At 70.4% G+C, this 19,354-nt stretch carries 18 protein-coding genes; 10 read left to right on the forward strand and 8 right to left on the reverse strand.

The features are described from left to right. Positions 1–13: 13 nt before the first annotated feature. Positions 14–868, forward strand: a complete 855-nt coding sequence (locus AC1DYZ_RS07900) for an NmrA family NAD(P)-binding protein (protein ID WP_477064661.1) — start codon at positions 14–16, stop codon at positions 866–868. A gap of 250 nt (positions 869–1,118) precedes the next feature. Here AC1DYZ_RS07900 and AC1DYZ_RS07905 read toward each other — a convergent pair whose 3' ends face one another. After that, complete coding sequence (locus AC1DYZ_RS07905; protein WP_477064769.1) at positions 1,119–1,526, reverse strand: acyl-CoA-like ligand-binding transcription factor; 408 nt, start codon at positions 1,524–1,526, stop codon at positions 1,119–1,121. A gap of 21 nt (positions 1,527–1,547) precedes the next feature. Between AC1DYZ_RS07905 and AC1DYZ_RS07910 the strand changes: the two genes are divergently transcribed. The 3 genes from AC1DYZ_RS07910 to AC1DYZ_RS07920 all read left to right on the forward strand — a co-directional run bounded on the left by AC1DYZ_RS07910 (position 1,548) and on the right by AC1DYZ_RS07920 (position 4,128). After that, positions 1,548–1,781: a hypothetical protein gene (locus tag AC1DYZ_RS07910; protein ID WP_477064777.1), complete on the forward strand. Its 234-nt coding sequence runs from the start codon at positions 1,548–1,550 to the stop codon at positions 1,779–1,781. A gap of 201 nt (positions 1,782–1,982) precedes the next feature. Continuing rightward, on the forward strand, positions 1,983–2,960 hold the full coding sequence (locus tag AC1DYZ_RS07915; protein WP_477064662.1) for a phosphotransferase enzyme family protein: 978 nt from the start codon (positions 1,983–1,985) through the stop codon (positions 2,958–2,960). 295 nt (positions 2,961–3,255) lie between these two features. Beyond that, positions 3,256–4,128 (forward strand): HAD hydrolase family protein, encoded by an 873-nt coding sequence (locus AC1DYZ_RS07920; protein ID WP_477064770.1) that lies wholly within the window; start codon positions 3,256–3,258, stop codon positions 4,126–4,128. 9 nt (positions 4,129–4,137) lie between these two features. Here AC1DYZ_RS07920 and dnaB read toward each other — a convergent pair whose 3' ends face one another. Beyond that, positions 4,138–5,517: a replicative DNA helicase gene (dnaB, locus tag AC1DYZ_RS07925; RefSeq protein WP_456825046.1), complete on the reverse strand. Its 1,380-nt coding sequence runs from the start codon at positions 5,515–5,517 to the stop codon at positions 4,138–4,140. Between the two features lie 323 nt (positions 5,518–5,840). Here dnaB and AC1DYZ_RS07930 point away from each other — a divergent pair, with 323 nt between their 5' ends. Further along, a complete protein-coding gene (locus AC1DYZ_RS07930; protein ID WP_477064663.1) occupies positions 5,841–7,196 on the forward strand; it encodes an MATE family efflux transporter in 1,356 nt (451 codons plus the stop codon). A 54-nt stretch (positions 7,197–7,250) separates the two neighbouring features. Here the strand turns inward: AC1DYZ_RS07930 and rplI are convergent, their stop codons facing one another. The 5 genes from rplI to AC1DYZ_RS07955 all read right to left on the reverse strand — a co-directional run bounded on the left by rplI (position 7,251) and on the right by AC1DYZ_RS07955 (position 11,595). Continuing rightward, positions 7,251–7,700 carry a 50S ribosomal protein L9 gene (gene rplI, locus AC1DYZ_RS07935; protein WP_456825045.1) on the reverse strand — a complete coding sequence of 150 codons (450 nt, stop codon included), beginning with the start codon at positions 7,698–7,700 and terminating at the stop codon, positions 7,251–7,253. Positions 7,701–7,714: 14 nt separating this feature from the next. After that, the gene (gene rpsR, locus AC1DYZ_RS07940; protein ID WP_028051084.1) at positions 7,715–7,951 is read right to left on the reverse strand and encodes a 30S ribosomal protein S18; all 237 of its coding nucleotides are present in this window, start codon (positions 7,949–7,951) and stop codon (positions 7,715–7,717) included. A gap of 77 nt (positions 7,952–8,028) precedes the next feature. Beyond that, positions 8,029–8,568, reverse strand: coding sequence for a single-stranded DNA-binding protein (locus AC1DYZ_RS07945; protein ID WP_456825044.1), 540 nt, complete (start codon positions 8,566–8,568; stop codon positions 8,029–8,031). Between the two features lie 72 nt (positions 8,569–8,640). Then, positions 8,641–8,934, reverse strand: a complete 294-nt coding sequence (gene rpsF / locus AC1DYZ_RS07950; protein ID WP_034611334.1) for a 30S ribosomal protein S6 — start codon at positions 8,932–8,934, stop codon at positions 8,641–8,643. 210 nt (positions 8,935–9,144) lie between these two features. After that, the gene (locus AC1DYZ_RS07955) at positions 9,145–11,595 is read right to left on the reverse strand and encodes a transglycosylase domain-containing protein (RefSeq protein WP_477064664.1); all 2,451 of its coding nucleotides are present in this window, start codon (positions 11,593–11,595) and stop codon (positions 9,145–9,147) included. A 297-nt stretch (positions 11,596–11,892) separates the two neighbouring features. Here AC1DYZ_RS07955 and AC1DYZ_RS07960 point away from each other — a divergent pair, with 297 nt between their 5' ends. The 5 genes from AC1DYZ_RS07960 (at position 11,893) to AC1DYZ_RS07980 (ending at position 17,895) form a co-directional block, all read left to right on the forward strand. Further along, entirely contained in the window at positions 11,893–12,543 is a 651-nt protein-coding gene (locus AC1DYZ_RS07960) for a PadR family transcriptional regulator (protein ID WP_477064665.1), read from the forward strand. Then, a complete protein-coding gene (locus AC1DYZ_RS07965) occupies positions 12,540–13,631 on the forward strand; it encodes an inositol-3-phosphate synthase (RefSeq protein ID WP_477064666.1) in 1,092 nt (363 codons plus the stop codon). Before AC1DYZ_RS07960 ends, AC1DYZ_RS07965 begins: the two co-directional genes overlap by 4 nt. 189 nt (positions 13,632–13,820) lie before the next feature. After that, positions 13,821–14,804 carry a type IV toxin-antitoxin system AbiEi family antitoxin domain-containing protein gene (locus AC1DYZ_RS07970; RefSeq protein ID WP_477064667.1) on the forward strand — a complete coding sequence of 328 codons (984 nt, stop codon included), beginning with the start codon at positions 13,821–13,823 and terminating at the stop codon, positions 14,802–14,804. 101 nt (positions 14,805–14,905) lie between these two features. Next, positions 14,906–16,216 carry an MFS transporter gene (locus AC1DYZ_RS07975; protein WP_477064668.1) on the forward strand — a complete coding sequence of 437 codons (1,311 nt, stop codon included), beginning with the start codon at positions 14,906–14,908 and terminating at the stop codon, positions 16,214–16,216. After that, entirely contained in the window at positions 16,213–17,895 is a 1,683-nt protein-coding gene (locus AC1DYZ_RS07980) for a PP2C family protein-serine/threonine phosphatase (protein WP_477064669.1), read from the forward strand. The genes AC1DYZ_RS07975 and AC1DYZ_RS07980 overlap by 4 nt, the downstream gene beginning before the upstream one ends. Here AC1DYZ_RS07980 and AC1DYZ_RS07985 read toward each other — a convergent pair. Beyond that, positions 17,870–19,318 (reverse strand): CCA tRNA nucleotidyltransferase, encoded by a 1,449-nt coding sequence (locus AC1DYZ_RS07985; protein ID WP_477064771.1) that lies wholly within the window; start codon positions 19,316–19,318, stop codon positions 17,870–17,872. The genes AC1DYZ_RS07980 and AC1DYZ_RS07985 overlap by 26 nt on opposite strands. Positions 19,319–19,354: the final 36 nt, after the last annotated feature.

Genomic DNA, 19,354 nt, shown 5'->3' on the forward strand with positions numbered 1-19,354 from the left:
AAGGAGCCCTCCCGTGAACCAGCCCACCATCGCCGTCACCGGCGCCACCGGCCACATCGGCGGGCTCATCGCCGCACACCTGGACACCGCCGGCCGCGCGCAGCGGCTGCTCGTACGCGACCCAGCGAGTCCGCGACTGCCGCAGCTCGGGTCTGTCACCGAGGTCGCCCGCATCGACTACGCCAACCAGGATCTGTCCCAGGCGGCGCTGCAGGGTGTCGAGGTGCTGTTCATGGTCTCCGCGCACGAGAGCCCTACCCGCACCGCCGAACACGCCGCCTTCATCGACGCGGCGGCCGCCGCCGGCGTGCGGCACGTCGTCTACACCTCGTTCGCCGCGGCAGCGCCTGGCGCGACGTTCACCCTGGCCCGCGACCACTACGCGACCGAGGAACACCTGATGGCCTCCGGCATGGCATGGACGTTCCTGCGCGACACCTTCTACATCGACTTCATGGAGCAGCTCGTCGGCACAGACGGCGTCATCCGTGGCCCGGCTGGCAGCGGGAGGTGCGCGATCGTCGCGCGCGCCGACGTCGCCCGCGTCGCAGCCACGGTGCTCCTGGACCCGGACGCCCACGCCGGGAACACCTACGACCTCACTGGGCCGCAGGCGCTGTCGCTGGCCGATGTCGCCCGCATCATCAACGACGTCCGCGGCCGCACCGTCACGTTCCACGACGAGACGATCGAGGAGGCCTACACCTCCCGCGCCTCCTACGGCGCCCCGCCGTGGCAGCTCGACGCCTGGGTCAGCACCTACACCGCCATCGCCAGCAACGTCATGGCCGACCCGACAGACGCCGTCGAGCAGATCACGGGCACTCAGCCGACCAGCCTCGAGGACTTCCTCCGGAGCCACGGATGAGTACACCGGCAGGAAGTAGCGAACTAGGACAAGTCGAGTAGTCAGACCGACGGATCCGAGCAGGACTGTCGAGATGCACGACAGTTTGACCGCGGTAGAGCGGCGCACTTTGACCGGTCGGCTCGCCCAGCCGCGTCCGGTCCATGTACGAAGCGGCCCTTCGATGCACCTCACGCCGCGGTCGGTCGGACCATGTGGCTTGACGCCGACCACCACGCCGTCCGGTGGTACGTCCCCCAGCCAGGTGGTCTCAGTCCTTTCGGGGACTTCCGGCCGTGCCGACGGCTTGCACCGAGAGGGCGACGAGGTCGCCAAGATGGCGCGGGTCGTCCGTTCTGACCGCCTCTCGCTGTGCCGCTACCAAGCATCCGAGGGCGGCTGCGACGAAGGCTGCCGGAGTCGGGTCGTGGGCGGGTAGCGGTCGGCCCGCGGCGAGTGCTCGTCGGCGGACGATCTCGGCCAGGTCCTGCTGGAGCTGGTGAAGTCCCAGGAGATACACCGACAAGAGTGCGGGGGTCTCGAAGACCATCCGGAGCATCGCGCCGTCTTTCGATCCCTCGGCAGTTGATTGCCCGGTGGCTGTCTCTGAGGTCAGGACATGCGAAAGCGCCTCCCACGGCGCCTCCTGGGCCGGTCGGGTGCGCAGCGCCTCCAGCAGGCAGCCTTCTACCCGGGAAACGTGGCCACCAACTTCGGTGCCGAGACGACCAGCCGACTCATGAAATTCATCGCGACCAGCCGCTTGACCCGCGCGATGCTCTCCACGCCCGACAAGGGAGCCGACACCTTGACCTGGCTGGCGAGCCACACCCCCGAGACCGACTGGGCCTCGGGCGAGTTCTACGTCAAGCGCAAGATCGGCACCAATCTCAACTCACTGGCAGCCGACGCGAGTCTCGCGCGTGGTCTGTAGGAACGGTCCGAAGAGCTGTTCGCGCAGTAGTTCTCCGGGACGGTGCCGACGAGACCGGTACGACCGAGGGCCCGACGAATCTGGTCGGGCCCGGTCAGTCCAACTCGACACCAAGGTGCTCGCACTCGACTGCCCGAGTCAGATGCGAGTCGGCCAGCACGCGGGGTGACGCTACCGGCGGGGCTGTGCTGCAGTACAGGCATGGACGCTTCCGATCTGGCCCGACAGTTCGCGCTCGGCGGTGCCGCGAGGCTGTCCGAGGGCCCGGTCGCGCGAGGCAAGCAGGGCGTGGTGTGGCGGCTGGACACGACGAATGGCAGCTGGGCGGTGAAGGCCCCGTTCACCCCGTCGCAGGAGGACGAGGTGCGACTGTCGGCGGAGCTCCAGGAGGCGGCGTACCTCGCTGGAGTGCCCACGCCGCAGATCCGACGCACGACTGACGGGTTCGTGTTCGCGGACGTGGGAGGTCGCCGGGTAAGGGTGTACGAGTGGGTCGACCTCGGAGCCCCAGACCCCGGTCTCGACCCGGCGCTTGTGGGCGAAGTCGTCGCCCGTATCCACGGCGTCAAGATCGACGACCCCCGCCCGCTCGACCCGTGGTACCACGAGCCCGTCGGCGCTGGTCGCTGGGACGAGGTGGTAGAGCAGGTGCGGGACGGCGGCGCACCGTTCGCGGGTCGGCTCGCCGCGCTGCGCGACGAGCTGGTCGCGCTCGAGTCCTGGATCGAGCCACCCGAGGCTTTGCGGGCGTGCCACCGCGACCTGTGGGCCGACAACATGCTGCCCACCGTGGGCGGTGGGCTGTGCGTCATCGACTGGGACAACAGCGGACCGGCAGATCCGAGCCAGGAGCTCGCGTGCGTGCTGTTCGAGTTCGGACGCTCCGACCCGGGTCGAGCGCGCGCGCTGATCGCGGCTTACCAGGGCGCCGGCGGCCCGGGGCGGGTCGCCCGGCCGGGGCACTTTTCGATGCTCATTGCCTCGCTCGGGCACATCACCGAGACGGCGGCGACGGACTGGTTGCAGCCCAACGCCCGCTCCCCCGACCGCGCGGACTCGACCGCATGGATCAGCGAGGTGCTGGAGGATCCCCACAGCCGCAGGAGGCTTCGAGATCTGCTCGATGCAACTCGCGCCATGCCGCCTGGCCCGGGAAACGGAACCGAGGCTTCTGCCTAGCGGGTCCCTGGCCGTACTCAGAGGATCCGGTAGCCCTGCATCTCGGCGGCGATGCATCGGCGGCGCCGCCGTAACCGTGATCCACTCCACACCACACCACACGGTCGCATGCGACATGGGTCGGTGTTTGTCCAAAGTAGAACTCGACTCGTTACCGACGGATCCGAGCAGTGTCGAGATGCACGACAGATTGGGCGCGGATGAGCGTCGTACTTTGACCGGTCGGCTGGTCCCAGCCCGGCCGGTCAAAGTCCGGCGTCGACGGAATTCTTGCGACCATGGGCCCGTGCCAGCCATGAGCCCCGTGCGGAGCAAGCTCGTCTTCCTCGACATCGACGGCACCTACGCGGTGCACGGAGTGGTGCCACCGGGCCACGAAGACGCCGTGCGCCGGGTGAGGGCAGCCGGCCACCGCGTCTTCCTGTGCACGGGCCGCTCCAAGGCGCTGCTGCCGACCGGCATCCTCGACGTCGGCTTCGACGGCCTGGTCGCCTCGGCCGGGTGCTATGTCGAGGTCGAGGGCACCCTGCTCATGGATCGCCGCTTCCCTGGTGACCTGGCCCGACGGGTGGTGTCGCTCCTGGTCGAGCACGACGCGGCGTTCGTCCTCGAAGCGCCGGAGGCGCTGTACGGACCGCCCGGCGTCGGCGACCGGTTGAGGGCGCTGCTCGGCCCAGGGGGCGGCCAGGAGCAGCACGGCGCCGACGATTTCCTCCGCGCGCTCCAGATGCTCGACGACCTCTCGGAAGTCTCGTTCGCCAAGGTCACCTACTTGGCGGCAACGGCACCGTGGACCGAGCTGCTGAGCTCGCTGGGGCCGAGGGTGGGTTTCGTGCCCAGCTCGATCGTCGAGGCCCACGACTTTGCCGGCGAGCTGTACCTGGTCGGCGTCCACAAGGCACTCGGGATCGAGCTGGTCCAACGACACCTCGAGGCTGAGCGAAGCGACGTCATCGCGTTCGGAGACGGCATCAACGACCTGGAGATGCTGGAGTACGCCGGGGTCGGCGTCGCGATCGAAGGGTCGGACGACAGGGTCCTGGCGGTCGCGGACGCGTTCGCACGGGGCCCTCATGTCGAGGGACTCGTCGCGTCGTTCGACGACCTCGGTCTGTACCGAACAGGGCACACCCGGCTCAATCCGGAACCGGGACAGCAACAGCCGTAGCAGGACCGATTACGCCTGCATGTCCACGAAGCGTGAGTAGTGACCCTGGAACGCCACGACCAGCGTGTCGGTCGGCCCGTTTCGGTGCTTGGCGACGATGACGTCGGCCTCACCAGCCCGGGGCGACTCCTTCTCGTACGCGTCCTCGCGGTGCAGCAGGATGACGATGTCGGCGTCCTGCTCGATCGAGCCGGACTCACGCAGGTCGCTCATCTGGGGACGCTTGTCGGTGCGCTGCTCGGCGCCACGGTTCAGCTGCGAGATGGCGATGACCGGGACCTCGAGCTCCTTGGCCAGCAGCTTGAGCGCTCGGGAGAACTCCGAGACCTCCTGCTGGCGAGACTCGACGCGCTTGCCGGACGACATCAGCTGCAGGTAGTCGATGACCACGAGCTTGAGGTCGTGCTTCTGCTTGAGGCGCCGGCACTTGGCGCGGATCTCCATGAGCGACATGTTCGGCGAGTCGTCGATGAACAGCGGTGCCTCGGAGATCTTGCCCATGGTCGCGGCGATCTTGGCCCAGTCGTCCTCGCCCATCTGGCCGTTGCGCAGCTTCTGCAGGTGCACCCGCGCCTCGGCCGACAGCAGACGCATGGTGATCTCGTTGCGGCTCATCTCGAGCGAGAAGACGACGGACGTCAGGCCGTGCTTGATCGACGCCGAACGCACGATGTCGATGCCCATGGTCGACTTGCCGATGGCGGGACGCGCGGCGAGCACGATCATCTGGCCCGGGTGCAGCCCGTTGGTCAGGCGGTCCAGGTCGGAGAAGCCCGTCGGGACGCCGATCATCCCCTCGCCGCGGTGGCCGGCGGCCTCGATCTCGTCGACGGCACCGCCGATGATGTCGCCGAGGATCAGGTAGTCCTCCGACGACCGCCGCTCGGTGACGGCGTAGACCTCGGCCTGCGCGTTGTTGACGATCTCGTCGACGTCGCCGCCGTCCGTGCCGTAGCCCAGCTGCACGATGCGGGTGCCGGCCTCGACCAGCTTGCGCAGCACCGAGCGCTCGCGCACGATCCGCGCGTAGTAGCCGGCGTTGGCGGCGGTCGGGACCGACGAGATGAGCGTGTGCAGGTAGGGGGCGCCACCGACGCGCTGGATCTCGCCGCGCTTGGTCAGCTCGTCCGCGACCGTGATGGCGTCGGCGGGCTCGCCGCGGCCGTACAGGTCGATGATCGCGTCGTACACGACCTCGTGCGCCGGGCGGTAGAAGTCGGTACCGCGGATCTGCTCGACGACGTCGGCGATCGCGTCCTTCGAGATCATCATGCCGCCGAGCACGCTGCGCTCGGCGTCGAGGTCCTGGGGAGGGGTCCGGTCGTACCCGCCGCCACCGCCGTTGCGGTTGCTCGACGGAGCGCCGTACTCGAGCTCCTCGATCGTCATCAAGTCCCCATCAGTCGTCGTTCGTACACATGTTGCATGAGGGGTCTGACAACCGCCTCGGACACCCCTCATCGGGTGTCCGCACACGCGACGTTAGGTGCCCGGAGCCGCTGCTCAAAACGTCGGGATCGGCTTGTGGGGAACTGCCCGCAGATCTGTGGGGAGAGCTGTGGAGATCTGTGGAGCACGGCTCGCCTACTGTGAGCGGAGCTGTGGATCCCGTCCGAATTTATCCACAGGCCGTGGACAGGCGTGTGGACGGCCGACGGATTTCGCACGCGGATCCGCGTCTCACCCGCGCAAACGCTGTGCACCTGCTGTGGATGCGAGAAAGGTTGGCTGAGATTTCATCTGTCGGACACCGCCCGCCCGGCATCGACCGCCAGATCCTGGCGCTCGCCCTCCCGGCGCTCGGCGCGCTCGTCGCGGAACCCCTGTTCGTGCTCGTCGACTCGGCCGTCGTCGGGAACCTGGGGACCGCCCCGCTCGCCGGCCTGGCGCTCGCCTCGACCGTGCTGGTGACGGTGGTCGGGCTCTGTGTCTTCCTCGCCTACGCCACCACGGCGGCGGTCGCCCGACGGCTCGGCACGGGTGACCGAAGCGGGGCACTGCAGGTCGGGGTGGACGGCATGTGGCTCGCGCTGGGCCTCGGCGTCGTGCTCTCGGCGGTCACGTGGCTCAGCGCACCGTGGCTGGTGGAGGCCCTGGGGGCTTCCGGCGAGGTCGCGAACCAGGCCGTGACGTACCTGCGCTGGTCCGCGCCCGGCCTGCCGGGGATGCTCCTCGTCCTCGCCTCGACCGGGGCCCTGCGCGGGCTGCTCGACACCCGCACCCCTCTCGTCGTCGCCTCGCTCGGCGCCGTGGTCAACGCGGTGCTCAACATCGTGCTCGTCTACGGCGTCGGCATGGGCATCGCGGGCTCCGGCCTGGGCACGGCACTGACACAGATCGGGATGGCCGTGGCGCTCACGGCGGTCGTCGTCCGTGGCGCGCGGGGTGCCGGCTCACAGCTGCGACCCGCGGCCGGCGGCATCCTGGCGAACGCCCGCGCCGGCGCCCCGCTCTTCGTCCGCACGCTGTCGCTCCGGCTCGCCATCCTGCTGACCGTCTGGGTGGCGACGGGTCTGGGCGCCGTGGAGCTTGCCGGGCACCAGGTGGTGAACGCCGTCTGGGGGCTCGCCGCGTTCGCGCTCGATGCCCTGGCCATCGCCGCGCAGGCGCTCGTCGGCCATGCGCTCGGCGCCGCCGACGTCGCCCGCGTCCGCGCGATCCTGCGCCGCACTCTGCAGTGGGGCGTCGGGGCCGGGGCCGCCCTCGGCCTCGTCATCGGCGGGCTCTCCTGGGCCTACGTGCCGCTCTTCACCTCCGACGACGACGTCCGCCAGGCCGCCGTCGCCGCGCTCGTCGTCGCCGCGGTGACGATGCCGATGGCCGGGTGGGTGTTCGTGCTCGACGGCGTGCTCATCGGTGCCGGCGACGGCCGCTTCCTCGCCTGGGCCGGCATGGCCACGCTCGTGGTCTACATCCCGTTCGCGCTGGCCGTCCGGGCGGCCGCACCGCCGGGCGCGGCAGGGCTGGCGTGGCTGTGGGCGGCGTTCGCCGGCGTCTTCATGCTGGCGCGCGCGGTCACCACCGGCTGGCGCGCCCGCGGCACGGCGTGGATGGTCACCGGCGCATGACGCAGAAGCGCCCCGCTCCCACCAGGGGAACGGGGCGCTTCAGTGCAGCTCAGCTCAGGCCGCGACGACCTTGACGGTCACCGTGGCGGACACGTCTGCGTGCAGACGGACCGACACCTGGTACTCGCCGAGGGCCTTGATCGGCTGACCGATCTCGACCTTCCGCTTGTCGATCTGCGGCGCGCCCGACTTCTTGACCGCGTCAGCGATCTCGGCAGTCGTGACGGCACCGAACAGACGGCCCGACTCGCCGGCCTTGGCCGACACGACGACCGGCTTGCTCTGCAGCGAGTCGCGGATCGCCTTGGCGTCGTCGAGCGTCGCGATCTCGCGGGCCTTGCGGGCCTTGCGGATCGCGGTGACGTCCTTCTCGGCGCCCTTGGTCCAGGCCGTCGCCAGGTTGCGCGGGACGAGGAAGTTCCGGGCGTACCCGTCCTTCACCTCGACCACGTCACCGGGCTCACCGAGACCGGTGACCTCGTGGGTCAGGATGATCTTCGCCATGATGGTCCCCTTTCTCAGCGCGCCGACGACGAGTACGGCAGGAGAGCCATCTCGCGGGCGTTCTTGACGGCACGCGCGATCGCGCGCTGCTCCTGGACGGACACACCGGTCACCCGGCGAGCGCGGATCTTCCCGCGGTCGGAGATGAACTTGCGCAGCAGCGCAGTGTCCTTGTAGTCGACGACGTCGATCTTCGCCGCCTTGAGCGGGTTCTGCTTCTTCTTGGGCTTTCGGACCACGGCCTTGGCCATCGTGGTGCTCCTTGTCTGCTGGAGCCCTGGGCGTTGCCGTGCCCAGGGATGGGGAATGTCTGAGTGTCAGGCGCCGATCAGAACGGGGGCTCGTCGGAGTAGCCGCCGCCGGAACCACCCGCGGGCGTCGCCCACGGGTCGTCCTGCTGGCTGCTGCTACCGCCGCCGGAGCCACCGAATCCGCCGCCACCGCCACCGTTGCTGAAGCCGCCGCCGCCCCCGCCGCCGAAGCCACCGCCGCCGCCACCCGAACGCTGGGTCCGGGTGACCTTGGCCGTGGCGTAGCGCAGGGACGGGCCGACCTCGTCGACCTGGAGCTCGTACACGGTGCGCTTCTCGCCCTCGCGGGTCTCGTAGGAGCGCTGCACGAGCCGACCGGTCACGATGACGCGGGTGCCCTTGGTGAGCGACTCGGCGACCGACTCGGCCGCCTCCCGCCAGATCGAGCAGCGGAGGAACAGCGTGTCGCCGTCCTTCCACTCGTTGCTCTGGCGGTCGAACGTACGGGGGGTGGACGCGACGGTGAAGTTCGCGACGGCAGCCCCCGAGGGGGTGAAGCGCAGCTCGGGATCCCCGGTCAGGTTCCCGATCACCGTGATGACGGTCTCACCGCTCATGCCCAGCTCCTCGTTCGTTCGATCAGTCGGAATGTGTGGAGCCGCACGCTACGTGCAGCCACCCACAAGAGATCAGGCGTCGGCGCGCAGGACCTTGGTCCGCAGGACGACCTCGTTGAGGCCGAGCTGGCGGTCGAGCTCCTTGGCGGTCGCGGGCGTCGCGTGGAAGTCGATGACGGCGTAGATGCCCTCGGACTTCTTCTGGATGTCGTACGCAAGACGACGACGACCCCAGATGTCGACCTTGTCGACAGTGCCACCGTCGGTCTTGACGACCGTCAGGTACTTGTCGAGCGACGGAGCAACGGTGCGCTCCTCGATCTCGGGGTCAAGGATGATCATGAGTTCGTACTGACGCAGGCTCATACCCACCTCCTCTGGTCTTCGCGGCCACGGTCGATCCGTGGCAGGAGGGTGTGTGCGTCGCTGGCCGGCGAGATCCGTCCATGACGACGGGCCGCTCCGGGCACAGCAATCTCCAAGGCTACCCGGCCGGGGGCCACCGCCGAAATCGGCTGTGGACGGACGGGGCCCGGAACTTCCGGCGAGGAGCGGCGAACCGCTCCTCGCCGTGGATCAGGGAGTCGGCGCCGGGGTCGGCGCCGGGGTTGCCGCCGGCGGTGCCGGGGTTGCCGCCGGCGGTGCCGGGGTGGCGGGCGCCTTCGGGCCGGTCGAGATGACCAGGGTGACGCTGCTCCCAGGGGCCAGCTGGCTGCCCGCTCCGGGATCGATGCGGATCACCCGACCGCTCGTCACCTTGTCGGACGGCTCCGACGTGATGGACGGGTTGAGACCGACGTTGAAGAGGGCGGCGGACGCGTCGGCCTCGAGCTTGCCCTCCAGGCCGCCGGGGACAGCGACGGCAGCGGGCGCCTGCTCGGTGGGCGCGGTCGTCTCCTCCGGGGTGGGCGTCGCCGACGGCTCGGCGGTCGGCTTGACCTTGCCGCCCACGTTCGCGCGGTCCGGGAACGGGACGACGTCGGCGTAGGCGGGCATCGCGAAGACGTTCTTCATGTACGACGCCCAGAGGAACGCCGGCCACGAGCCACCCGTGACCTCCTTGAGCGTCCTGCCGCCCTTGGTCTTGCCGAAGGTCAGGATCGAGTCCTTACCCTTGCCGTCCTCGGACTGCTGGCTCAGCGACACCTCGGTCACGATGTTCGGGGTGAAGCCGATGAACCACGCCGACTTGTTGTCGGTCGACGTCCCCGTCTTGCCGGCGATGGGCCGGTCGAGCGGCTTGACCCAGTCCTCGCCGGAGCCGGACTGGACGACCTGCTGCATGGCGTAGGTGGCATCGGCGATGACGTCGGCGGCGAACTCCGGCGTGCCGACGACCTTGTGCTGGAACGCGACGGTCCCGTCGGGGTTCTTGACCGTGGCCACGATGTACGGGTCGTAGCGGGTGCCGCCCGAGGCGATCGTCCCGTACGCGCTCGCCATGTTGAGGGGGTGGACGTCGTCGACGCCGAGGACGTTCGAGTTGAACGTCGTCAGCCCTTCGCCGACCCCCGCCTTCTCGGCCGTCGCCGCCGTGTTGGCCGCGCCCACCTTCATGTTGAGCTGGGCGTACACGGTGTTCACGGACTGCGCGGTCGCCTTGACGAGGTCCATGGAGCCGGGGTTGCCCGGCTCGAAGTTGCGCACCGTGTTCTTGCCCGAGGACGGGTCCCAGCCCGGGATGTCCTGCGGCGAGTTCCCGTTGAACTTCGTCGTGAGCGGGATGCCCTGCTCGAGCGCCGTGATCAGGGCGAAGGGCTTGAACGTCGAACCCGCCTGGATCGAGTCGTACGTCGCGCGGTTCTTGGCGTCGGCAAGGTAGTCCGGGCCGCCGTACAGGGCGAGGATGGCGCCGCTCTTCGGGTCGACGGACGTGATGGACGGCCGGACGCGTGCCGCGACCGAGTCGTCAGGCTTGCCGCTCTGGCCCTCGAGCGTCCCGGCCATGAACCCGTTGACCTGGTCGACGGTCATCTGCTGCATCTCGGGGCTGATCGTGGTGACGACGCTGTAGCCCTTGCGGTTGAGCTCGTCGCGCGTGATCTCGTACGGCGGCTTCTCCAGCTCGTCGATGACCATCTGCAGCAGGTACCCGTTGGTCCCGCGCATGGTCTCGCTCGGCTGGTAGTCGATCGTCGCCGGGAACGTCATCGCTGCCCTGGCGGCCGGGTCGACCCACCCCTGCTCCTCCATGGAGTCGAGCACGATGTTCCAGCGCGCCTCGGCCTTGGCCGGGCTCACCTTCGGGTCCCAGTTGTTGGGCGACGGGATGATGCCGGCCAGCATCGCCGACTGCTCGACCGTGAGGTCGGCGGCGTTGACGCCGAAGTAGGCCTGCGCAGCGGCCTGGATGCCGTAGGAGTCGCGGCCCCAGTAGATGGTGTTGAGGTAGCCGTCCATGATCTCGGCCTTGGACTGGCTCTTGGCGATCTTGATCGCGAGCAGCGTCTCCTTGAACTTGCCGACGTAGTCCGTCGTCGTCTTGTCGACGTAGTACCGCTCGACGTACTGCTGGGTCAGCGTCGAGCCACCCTGGGTCTTGCCGCCGCGCAGGTTGTTGATGAGCGCGCGCGACATGCCCGTGACCGAGACGCCGCTGTTGTTCGTGTAGAAGGTCTTGTCCTCGGCCGCGGCCACCGACTGCCCGACGTACGCGGGGATGGCCGTGGTGTCGACGATCTGGCGCTTCTGCATGGCGAAGGTGCCCATGACCGGGCCCGGCTGGCCGTCGGCGGTGTTCGCGAAGTAGATGGTCGACGTCTGCGCGCTGGTGTCGTCGGCAGGCGTGGGGATCGACGTGTACGCATAGGCGCCGACGACGGCACCGACGCCGAGGAAGCCGACGCCGAGGATGGTGCCGAGCACGACGCGCCACGACGGCAACCAGCGGTGCAGACCGTGGAACCCGGTGCGCGGGTAGTCGAAGAAGCGTCGCTTGGGGGCGCTGCTGCGCGACGAGGGCTTCGTCGACCCGCGGGGCGCACTGCGCTTGCCCCGGGCGGGAGCCCTCCGATTCGTGCCTGCCAACGCGCTGCCTTCCGTTCGACGAGTGGGGGGGCCGGCCGCCCGGTTTCGGGCGCGCTCCAGCCGCGACGCCCAGTATGGGGGACCGTTCTGTGCCTCGCAGGGGGCCTATAGGCCTGGTGGGGCGAGCCTTCACACGATCGGCACCGGGCCCCCGGACGCCCACCGCACGGATGCCCGCAGAGGTGACGCCGGTCACCGCCGGCGGGTCGGACTTGCTCGGTTCGTCGTTCTCGACATACTCTCCGGATGTATCGAGTTGATACATCGACTCCACCAACATCCTGAGGAGGTGCCCCCGTGCGCGGTCGTTCCGACGTGCTCGAGCCGGCCATCCTCGGGCTGCTGCACGAGTCCCCGATGCACGGCTACGAGCTGCGCAAGCGGCTCAACCTGGTGCTCGGCTCGTTCCGGGCCCTCTCGTACGGCTCGCTGTACCCCTGCCTCAAGTCGCTGGTCGACCGCGGGTGGATCCAGGGCACCGAGTCGGTCGTCGGGCCCCACACCGTGGCGTCCAAGCGCGCCCGCATCGTCTACCAGCTGACCGCCGACGGCAAGGAGCACCTGCAGCAGGTGCTCGCGTCGTCCGGGCCGGCCACCTGGGAGGACGAGAACTTCGACGTTCGGTTCGCCTTCTTCGGGCAGACCGACGCCGAGACCCGCCTCCGGATCCTCGAGGGTCGGCGCACACGCCTGACCGAGCGTCTCGAGACGGTCCGCCTGTCCTTCGCCCGCACCCGCGAGCGCATGGACGAGTACACCCTCGAGCTCCAGCGGCACGGCCTCGAACAGGTCGAGCGTGAGGTCCGCTGGCTCGACGGGCTGATCGACAACGAGCGCGGCATTCGTCGCACCCGTCCTGCAGGCACCGGTCGTCCGGCCGTTGCTGACACACCCGCTGGGGACGACGACGTCGCCCCCGCGCGAACCACCGAGAAGGAGCGAGGATGACCTCCATCCGCGTCGCCATCGTCGGCGTCGGCAACTGCGCCGCGTCGCTTGTCCAGGGCGTGCACTACTACGCCGACGCAGACGCCAACAGCACCGTGCCGGGTCTCATGCACGTGCAGTTCGGTGACTACCACGTGCGCGACATCGAGTTCGTCGCCGCCTTCGACGTGGACGCGAAGAAGGTCGGCTTCGACCTGTCCGAGGCCATCGTCGCCTCGGAGAACAACACGATCAAGATCGCCGACGTCCCGCCGCTCGGCGTGACCGTGCAGCGTGGCGTGACCAACGACGGTCTCGGCAAGTACTACCGCGAGACGATCACCGAGTCCGACGCCGAGCCGGTCGACATCGTCGCCGCTCTGCGCGAGGCCCAGGCCGACGTCCTCATCTGCTACCTGCCCGTCGGGTCGGAGGTCGCCGCCAAGTACTACGCGCAGTGCGCGATCGACGCCGGTGTCGCGTTCGTCAACGCCCTCCCCGTCTTCATCGCGTCCGACCCGGTGTGGGCCGCGAAGTTCGAGGCTGCCGGCGTCCCGATCGTCGGCGACGACATCAAGTCGCAGGTCGGCGCCACCATCACGCACCGCGTTCTCGCGAAGCTCTTCGAGGACCGCGGCGTCGTGCTGGACCGCACGTACCAGCTGAACGTCGGCGGCAACATGGACTTCAAGAACATGCTCGAGCGTGAGCGCCTGGAGTCCAAGAAGCTCTCCAAGACGCAGGCCGTGACCTCCAACCTGACCGGCCCCCTGGGCGGCAAGAAGGAGGACCGCAACGTCCACATCGGTCCGTCGGACTACGTGGCGTGGCTCGACGACCGCAAGTGGGCCTACGTCCGCCTCGAGGGTCGCGCCTTCGGTGAGGTTCCCCTGAACCTCGAGTACAAGCTCGAGGTCTGGGACTCGCCCAACTCGGCCGGCATCATCATCGACGCCCTGCGCGCCGCGAAGATCGCCAAGGACCGCGGCATCGGCGGCCCCATCCTGTCGGCGTCGACGTACTTCATGAAGTCCCCGCCGGTCCAGATGGAGGACACCCTGGGCCGCGCCCAGCTGGAGTCCTTCATCCGCGGCGAGAACGAGCGCTGAGCTCTCTCCCGCTGACTGACACAGAAGGCGCGCATCCCTCGGGGTGCGCGCCTTCGTCGTCCCCCGCACGGAGCCCCGTCGGACATCCAGTCGACTTGGTCCTAGCTGGCAGGACGAAGTCGACTCGGTGTCGTGGGCGGCTGTGGAGGGAGGGCACGGGGGAACGCGGCGCTGCGGCACGCTGCGCGGATGGCCGACCGACCCACGCCGCCGCCCCGTCCGCGGCTGCCCGCCCGGACCGACCCGCGCGCTGCCGCGGTCGTCGCACGGCAGGACGCCGTCGTGACGACTGCGCAGATGGAGGCCTGGGGCGTGCGGCGGTCGCTCGTGGCTCGTCGCGTGGCGGACGGTGAGTGGCAGCGCCCGTTCCGGGGTGTGGTCGTCCTGCACTCCGGGGCGGTGACGTGGCGGCAGCGGGCCCGCGGAGCGCTGTTGTACGCGGGGCCGCGCGCGGCTCTCTCGCACGGGTCGGCCGCATTCGTGCACGGGCTCGTCCGTCGGACGGGCGCTGACCTGGTCGTGAGCGTGCCCGCCGGACACAAGGTCACGGCGCAGCCGGGCCTCGTCGTCCACCGCCGGAACCGGATGCCGTTCGCCGGCGGTGCCCTCCGGACGGTCGGCGTGGACGCGACGGTGCTCGACGTCGCCGACGAGCTGGAGTCCGAGGACGACCTCGTCGGGTTCGTCTGCGACGCGGTACGCCAGGGCGTCATGCCGGGTCGCGTGCTCATGCACGCCGCCGACCGGCCCCGTGTGCGGCACCGCGCCCTGCTGCTCGACCTGCTCGGCGACGCCGGTCGCGGCATCGAGTCGCCGCTGGAGCACCGGTACGTGCGGGACGTCGAGCGGCGGCACGGCCTGCCGGCGGCCCGAGCGCAGGCGCACGAGCAGGTGGAGGGTCGATGGATCCGGGCCGACCGGGTCTACGTCGGGCTGGGCGTGCGGGTCGAGCTGGACGGGCAGCTGGCCCACCCGTTCGGGCGGACAGACGACGACACCTGGCGGGACAACGCCGTCCTGGTTGCGCGCGGCGACCTCACGCTGCGCTACCGATGGCGGCACGTCGTCGCCGCGCCGTGCGTGACGGCGGCGCAGGTGGTCGCGGCGCTCCGGTCGCGAGGCTGGCCGGGCCACCCCCGACCCTGCGGCGCCGCCTGCCCGGTCCGGCCGTGAGGCAGATCGAGTCGACTTCGTCCTACCTCGCGGGACAAGGTCGGCGCGATGTGCCGAGCGGGGCGGCGGGGGCGCCGACAAGCGGGTGCGAGGATGACACGGTGCAGGTGATCGCCGACCTCAAGGCCCTGTGGCCCCTGAAGGACTTCCGCAAGCTGTTCGCCGTCCGGCTCACGAGCCAGACGGCCGACGGCATGTTCCAGGTCGGGCTGGCCACGCTGTTCTTCTTCTCGCCGGAGAACGCGAGCACGGCTGTCGGCGTCGCGACGGCGTTCGCGGTGCTGCTGCTCCCGTTCACCATCGTCGGACCGTGGGCCGGTGTGCTGCTGGACCGGTGGCGGCGCCGGCAGGTGCTGTTCGTCGGCAACCTGGTGCGCGTCGCGATCACGCTGCTCATCGCCGTGATCATGGTGACGGACGGCGTCGGCCCCGCCGTGTACGTGCTGGCGCTGGTGAACCTGTCGATCAACCGGTTCCTGCTGTCGGCCCTGAGCGCGTCCCTGCCGCGGACGGTCGACGGCCCGCTGCTGCTCACGGCGAACTCCCTGACCCCGACCCTCGGGGCGGCGGCCGCGGGCCTCGGCGGCGCGATCGGGTTCGTCCTGGGCCTGGCGTTGCCGGCCGGTCGGGGCAAGGACGCGGCGGCGCTCTTCGTCGCGGCGGCYGTCATGGCGGCTGCGGCGGGGCTGGCCACGCGGCTGGGCAAGGACCGGCTGGGTCCCGACGAACGCGCCGACGCCCGCCAGATGCGCGCGGCGCTCGGCACGCTCGCCCACGGTCTGGTCGCGGGCGCAAGGCACCTGATCGCGCGGCGGACTCCGGCTCGGGCGCTCGGGATCATGGCTGCACACCGGTTCCTCTACGGCGTCACGTTCATCGCCAGCATCCTCATCGCCCGCAACCTCCTCTCCGACCCGGCCGACGCCGGCGAGGGGCTGCGCACGTTCGGGCTGGTGCTCGCAGCGTCGGCGGCCKGGTTCGTGCTCGCCGTGGTGCTCACGCCGGTGTTCTCCCGGCGCACCGGCCCGCACCTGTGGATCGTGCTCTGCCTGCTGCTGGCCGCGGTCAGCCAGCTGCTGCTCGTCGCGTCGGCGGGCAAGACCGCGGTGCTCGTCGCCGCGGGCGCCCTGGGTCTGGCCGCGCAGGGCGCGAAGATCTCGGTCGACACGATCGTGCAGCGGGACACCGACGACGACTTCCGGGGCCGGGCGTTCGCGCTCTACGACGTCCTCTACAACGCGGCGTTCGTCGGCGCCGCGGCCCTCGGCGCCCTGACTCTGCCCGACACCGGGTACTCCCGCGGGCTGTTCTTCGTCCTCGCGCTCGCGTATGCCGGGTTCGCCGCTCTCTACGGGTACACCTCTCGGGGGGTACCGGCGGCGGAGGTCGCCGAGGCACGATTGGCCTCGTGAGCAGCGACGACAAGCTTGTCGGCAGCCGGGACGACCTCCCGCTGCACGCGGTGCTCTCGAGCGACCTCGCTCTGTCGATCTCCGACGCGCTCCGGCCCGACGACCCGCTGGTGTGGGTCAACGGCGCGTTCTCCCGCCTCACCGGGTACCCGGTCGACGAGGTGCTGGGTCGCAACTGCCGGTTCCTGCAGGGTGCGGACACCGACCCCACCGCCGTGGGACGCATCCGGACCGCGATGGACGAGGGCCGCGCCGTCGCGACGGTCATCCGCAACTACCGGCGCGACGGCTCGGCGTTCTGGAACCAGGTCGTGATCAGCCCCGTGGTCGACGAGGCCGGGCAGGTGACGCACCACGTGGGGATCCAGGTGGACGTGTCCGACCGGGTGGACACCGTCCGGGACCTGGAGCTCGACCTCGTCCACGAGTCGACGGCCCGGCTCGAGCTGCTGGCCCGGATCAGCGACGAGATGGCGCAGCACCTGGAGTACGACGGCGCCGTCGACACGCTCGGTGACATCGCCGTGCCGGCGCTGGCGACGTGGGGGTTCGTCGCGGTGACCGACGACCGCGGCCGCTTCGCCCGGGTCCACCTCGTCGTCGGCGACCCCGACGACCGCGAGATCGCCCACGCCCTGGCCAACGAGGACTACGGCTGGCTCACGCGTTCACCCAAGATCCAGGAGGCATTGAACAGCAGCCCGGGGTTCGTCGCGACGCCGTACCAGGTCGACCTCCCGAATCTTCCGGGGCGCATGACGCCGGTGCAGCTCGACCTCCTGCTCCGACTGGGCCTCGGCAGCGCCATGATCGTGCCCTTGCGTGCCCGTGACCGGGTGATCGGGGTGCTCTGCCTGGTGGCCGTCGACGGGTTCCGTCCCGACGCGGTTGTCACCGCCGCCCACCTGGGGCGTCGCGCGGGGCTGGCGCTGGACAACGTCCGCCTGTTCCTCGCGGAGCGCACGGCCGCACTGACGCTCCAGCACAGCCTGCTGCCCGAGATCCCCCACATCGCGGGCCTCGATGTCGCCACCGCCTACGTGCCGTCCACCCGGCGCACCGAGGTGGGTGGCGACTGGTTCGACGTGCTCTCCCTACCCGACGGTGCGATCGGCCTGGCGGTCGGCGACGTCGTCGGCCACGACCTGCGGGCGGCCGCCGCGATGGGCCAGCTGCGGTCGCTGCTGCGGTCCTACGCGTGGGAGGGCTCCTCGCCGAGTGAGGTGCTCGCCCGCGCGGACCAGCTGGTGCGCGGTCTCGACATCGCCGACATCGCCACCTGCGCGTACCTGCGCTGGCACTCGACCGTGGACGGCGCACAGGTCGTCTACGCCCGCGCGGGTCACCCGCCGCCCTTGCTCCGGCTCGCGGGAGGCGAGGTGGTCGCGCTGGACGAGGGGTTGTCGACGCCCATCGGGCTGGCCGGTCCAGGCGGCGCCGAAGGGAAGGTCGACGTCCCGCCGGGCGCGACCCTCGTGCTCTACACCGACGGGCTGGTCGAGCGGCGCGACCGCGGCCTGCGCGAGGGGATCCACGCACTCACCGCGGTGCTGTCGGCGCTGCCCGACGACGCCGACGCGGCCGAGGTGAAGGACCGGCTGGTCGAGGCGTTCGTCGGCACCCACCAGGAGGACGACGTGTGCCTGCTCGTGGTCAGGCGCGCGCTGCCCACCAGCTGAGCAGCTCTGCCTGCGCCGCGTCGGGACCGAGCGGTCCGCGCTCCATCCGCAGCTCGAGCAGGTACCGGTACGCCTCGCCCACCTCACGACCGGGCGCCAGCCCGAGGATCTCCATGATCTGTGTGCCGTCGAGGTCCGGCCGCACCGAGTCCAGCTCCTCCTGCTCCTGCAGGCGCGCGATCCGCTCCTCGAGGTCGTCGTACGCGGCGGACAGCTTGGCCGCCTTGCGCAGGTTCCGCGTGGTGCAGTCGGACCGGGTCAGCCGGTGCAGCCGCTCCAGCAGCGGGCCGGCGTCGGTTACGTAGCGCCGCACCGCCGAGTCGGTCCAGCCACCCTCGCCGTAGCCGTGGAAGCGCAGGTGCAGCTCGGTCAGCCGCGCGACCGCCTGGACGGTCGCCTTGTCGAAGCGCAGCTCCTTCAGGCGCTTGGCGACGAGCTTCGCGCCCACCATCTCGTGGTGATGGAAGCTGACCCCGCCGCCGTCCTCGAACCGCCGGGTCTTCGGCTTGCCGATGTCGTGCAGCAGCGCCGCCAGCCGCAGCACCAGGTCAGGGCCGGGCACCGCACCGTCCGGGCCGGTCTCCAGGGCGATCGCGCGCTCGAGCACCATGAGCGAGTGCTGGTACACGTCCTTGTGGCGGTGGTGCTCGTCGATCTCGAGGCGCAGCGCCGGCAGCTCGGGCAGCACGTGGTCGGCCAGGCCCGTGTCGACGAGCACCTCGAGGCCCTCCCGCGGCTGCGCCGAGACCAGCAGCTTGCTCAGCTCGTCCCGCACCCGCTCCGCCGACACGATCGCGATGCGGTCGGCCATGTCGACGATCGCCTCGCGCGCGGCCGGGTCGACCGCGAACCCGAGTTGAGCCGCGAACCTCGCGGCACGCATCATCCGCAGCGGGTCGTCGTCGAACGACTGCCGCGGGTCCACCGGGGTGCGCAGGACGCCAGCCGCGAGGTCGGTGAGGCCGTCGAAGGGGTCGACGAACGTCAGCTCCGGGAGCCGGACGGCCATGGAGTTCACGGTGAAGTCGCGCCGGGACAGGTCGCCCTCGAGGGAGTCGCCGAACGCGACCTGCGGCTTGCGCGACGCGGGGTCGTACTCGTCGGTGCGGTAGGTGGTGACCTCGACGACGACATCCTGGGCGAGCGAGCGACGCCCCGCGAACCGGCGCGCGCCGATCGTGCCGAACTCCTTGCCGATGTCCCAGTGCGCGTCCCCCCAGCGCGCCAGGATCGCCTCGGTCTGCTCCGGCGACGCCGACGTCGTGAAGTCGAGGTCCGCCGACGCCCGCCCGAGGAAGGCGTCGCGCACCGGGCCACCGACGAGCGCGAGCTCGTGCCCCGCCGCACGGAAGAGCTCGCCCAGCTCGAGGGCGTCGGGCGGCAGACCCGCGAGCACTCCCAGCGCACGCTTCTGCAGCGCCACGAGGGCAGCACTCAGGTCGGGGGTCTCGGGGTTGAC

This window comes from Cellulomonas sp. P1_C4, from assembly GCF_056406355.1.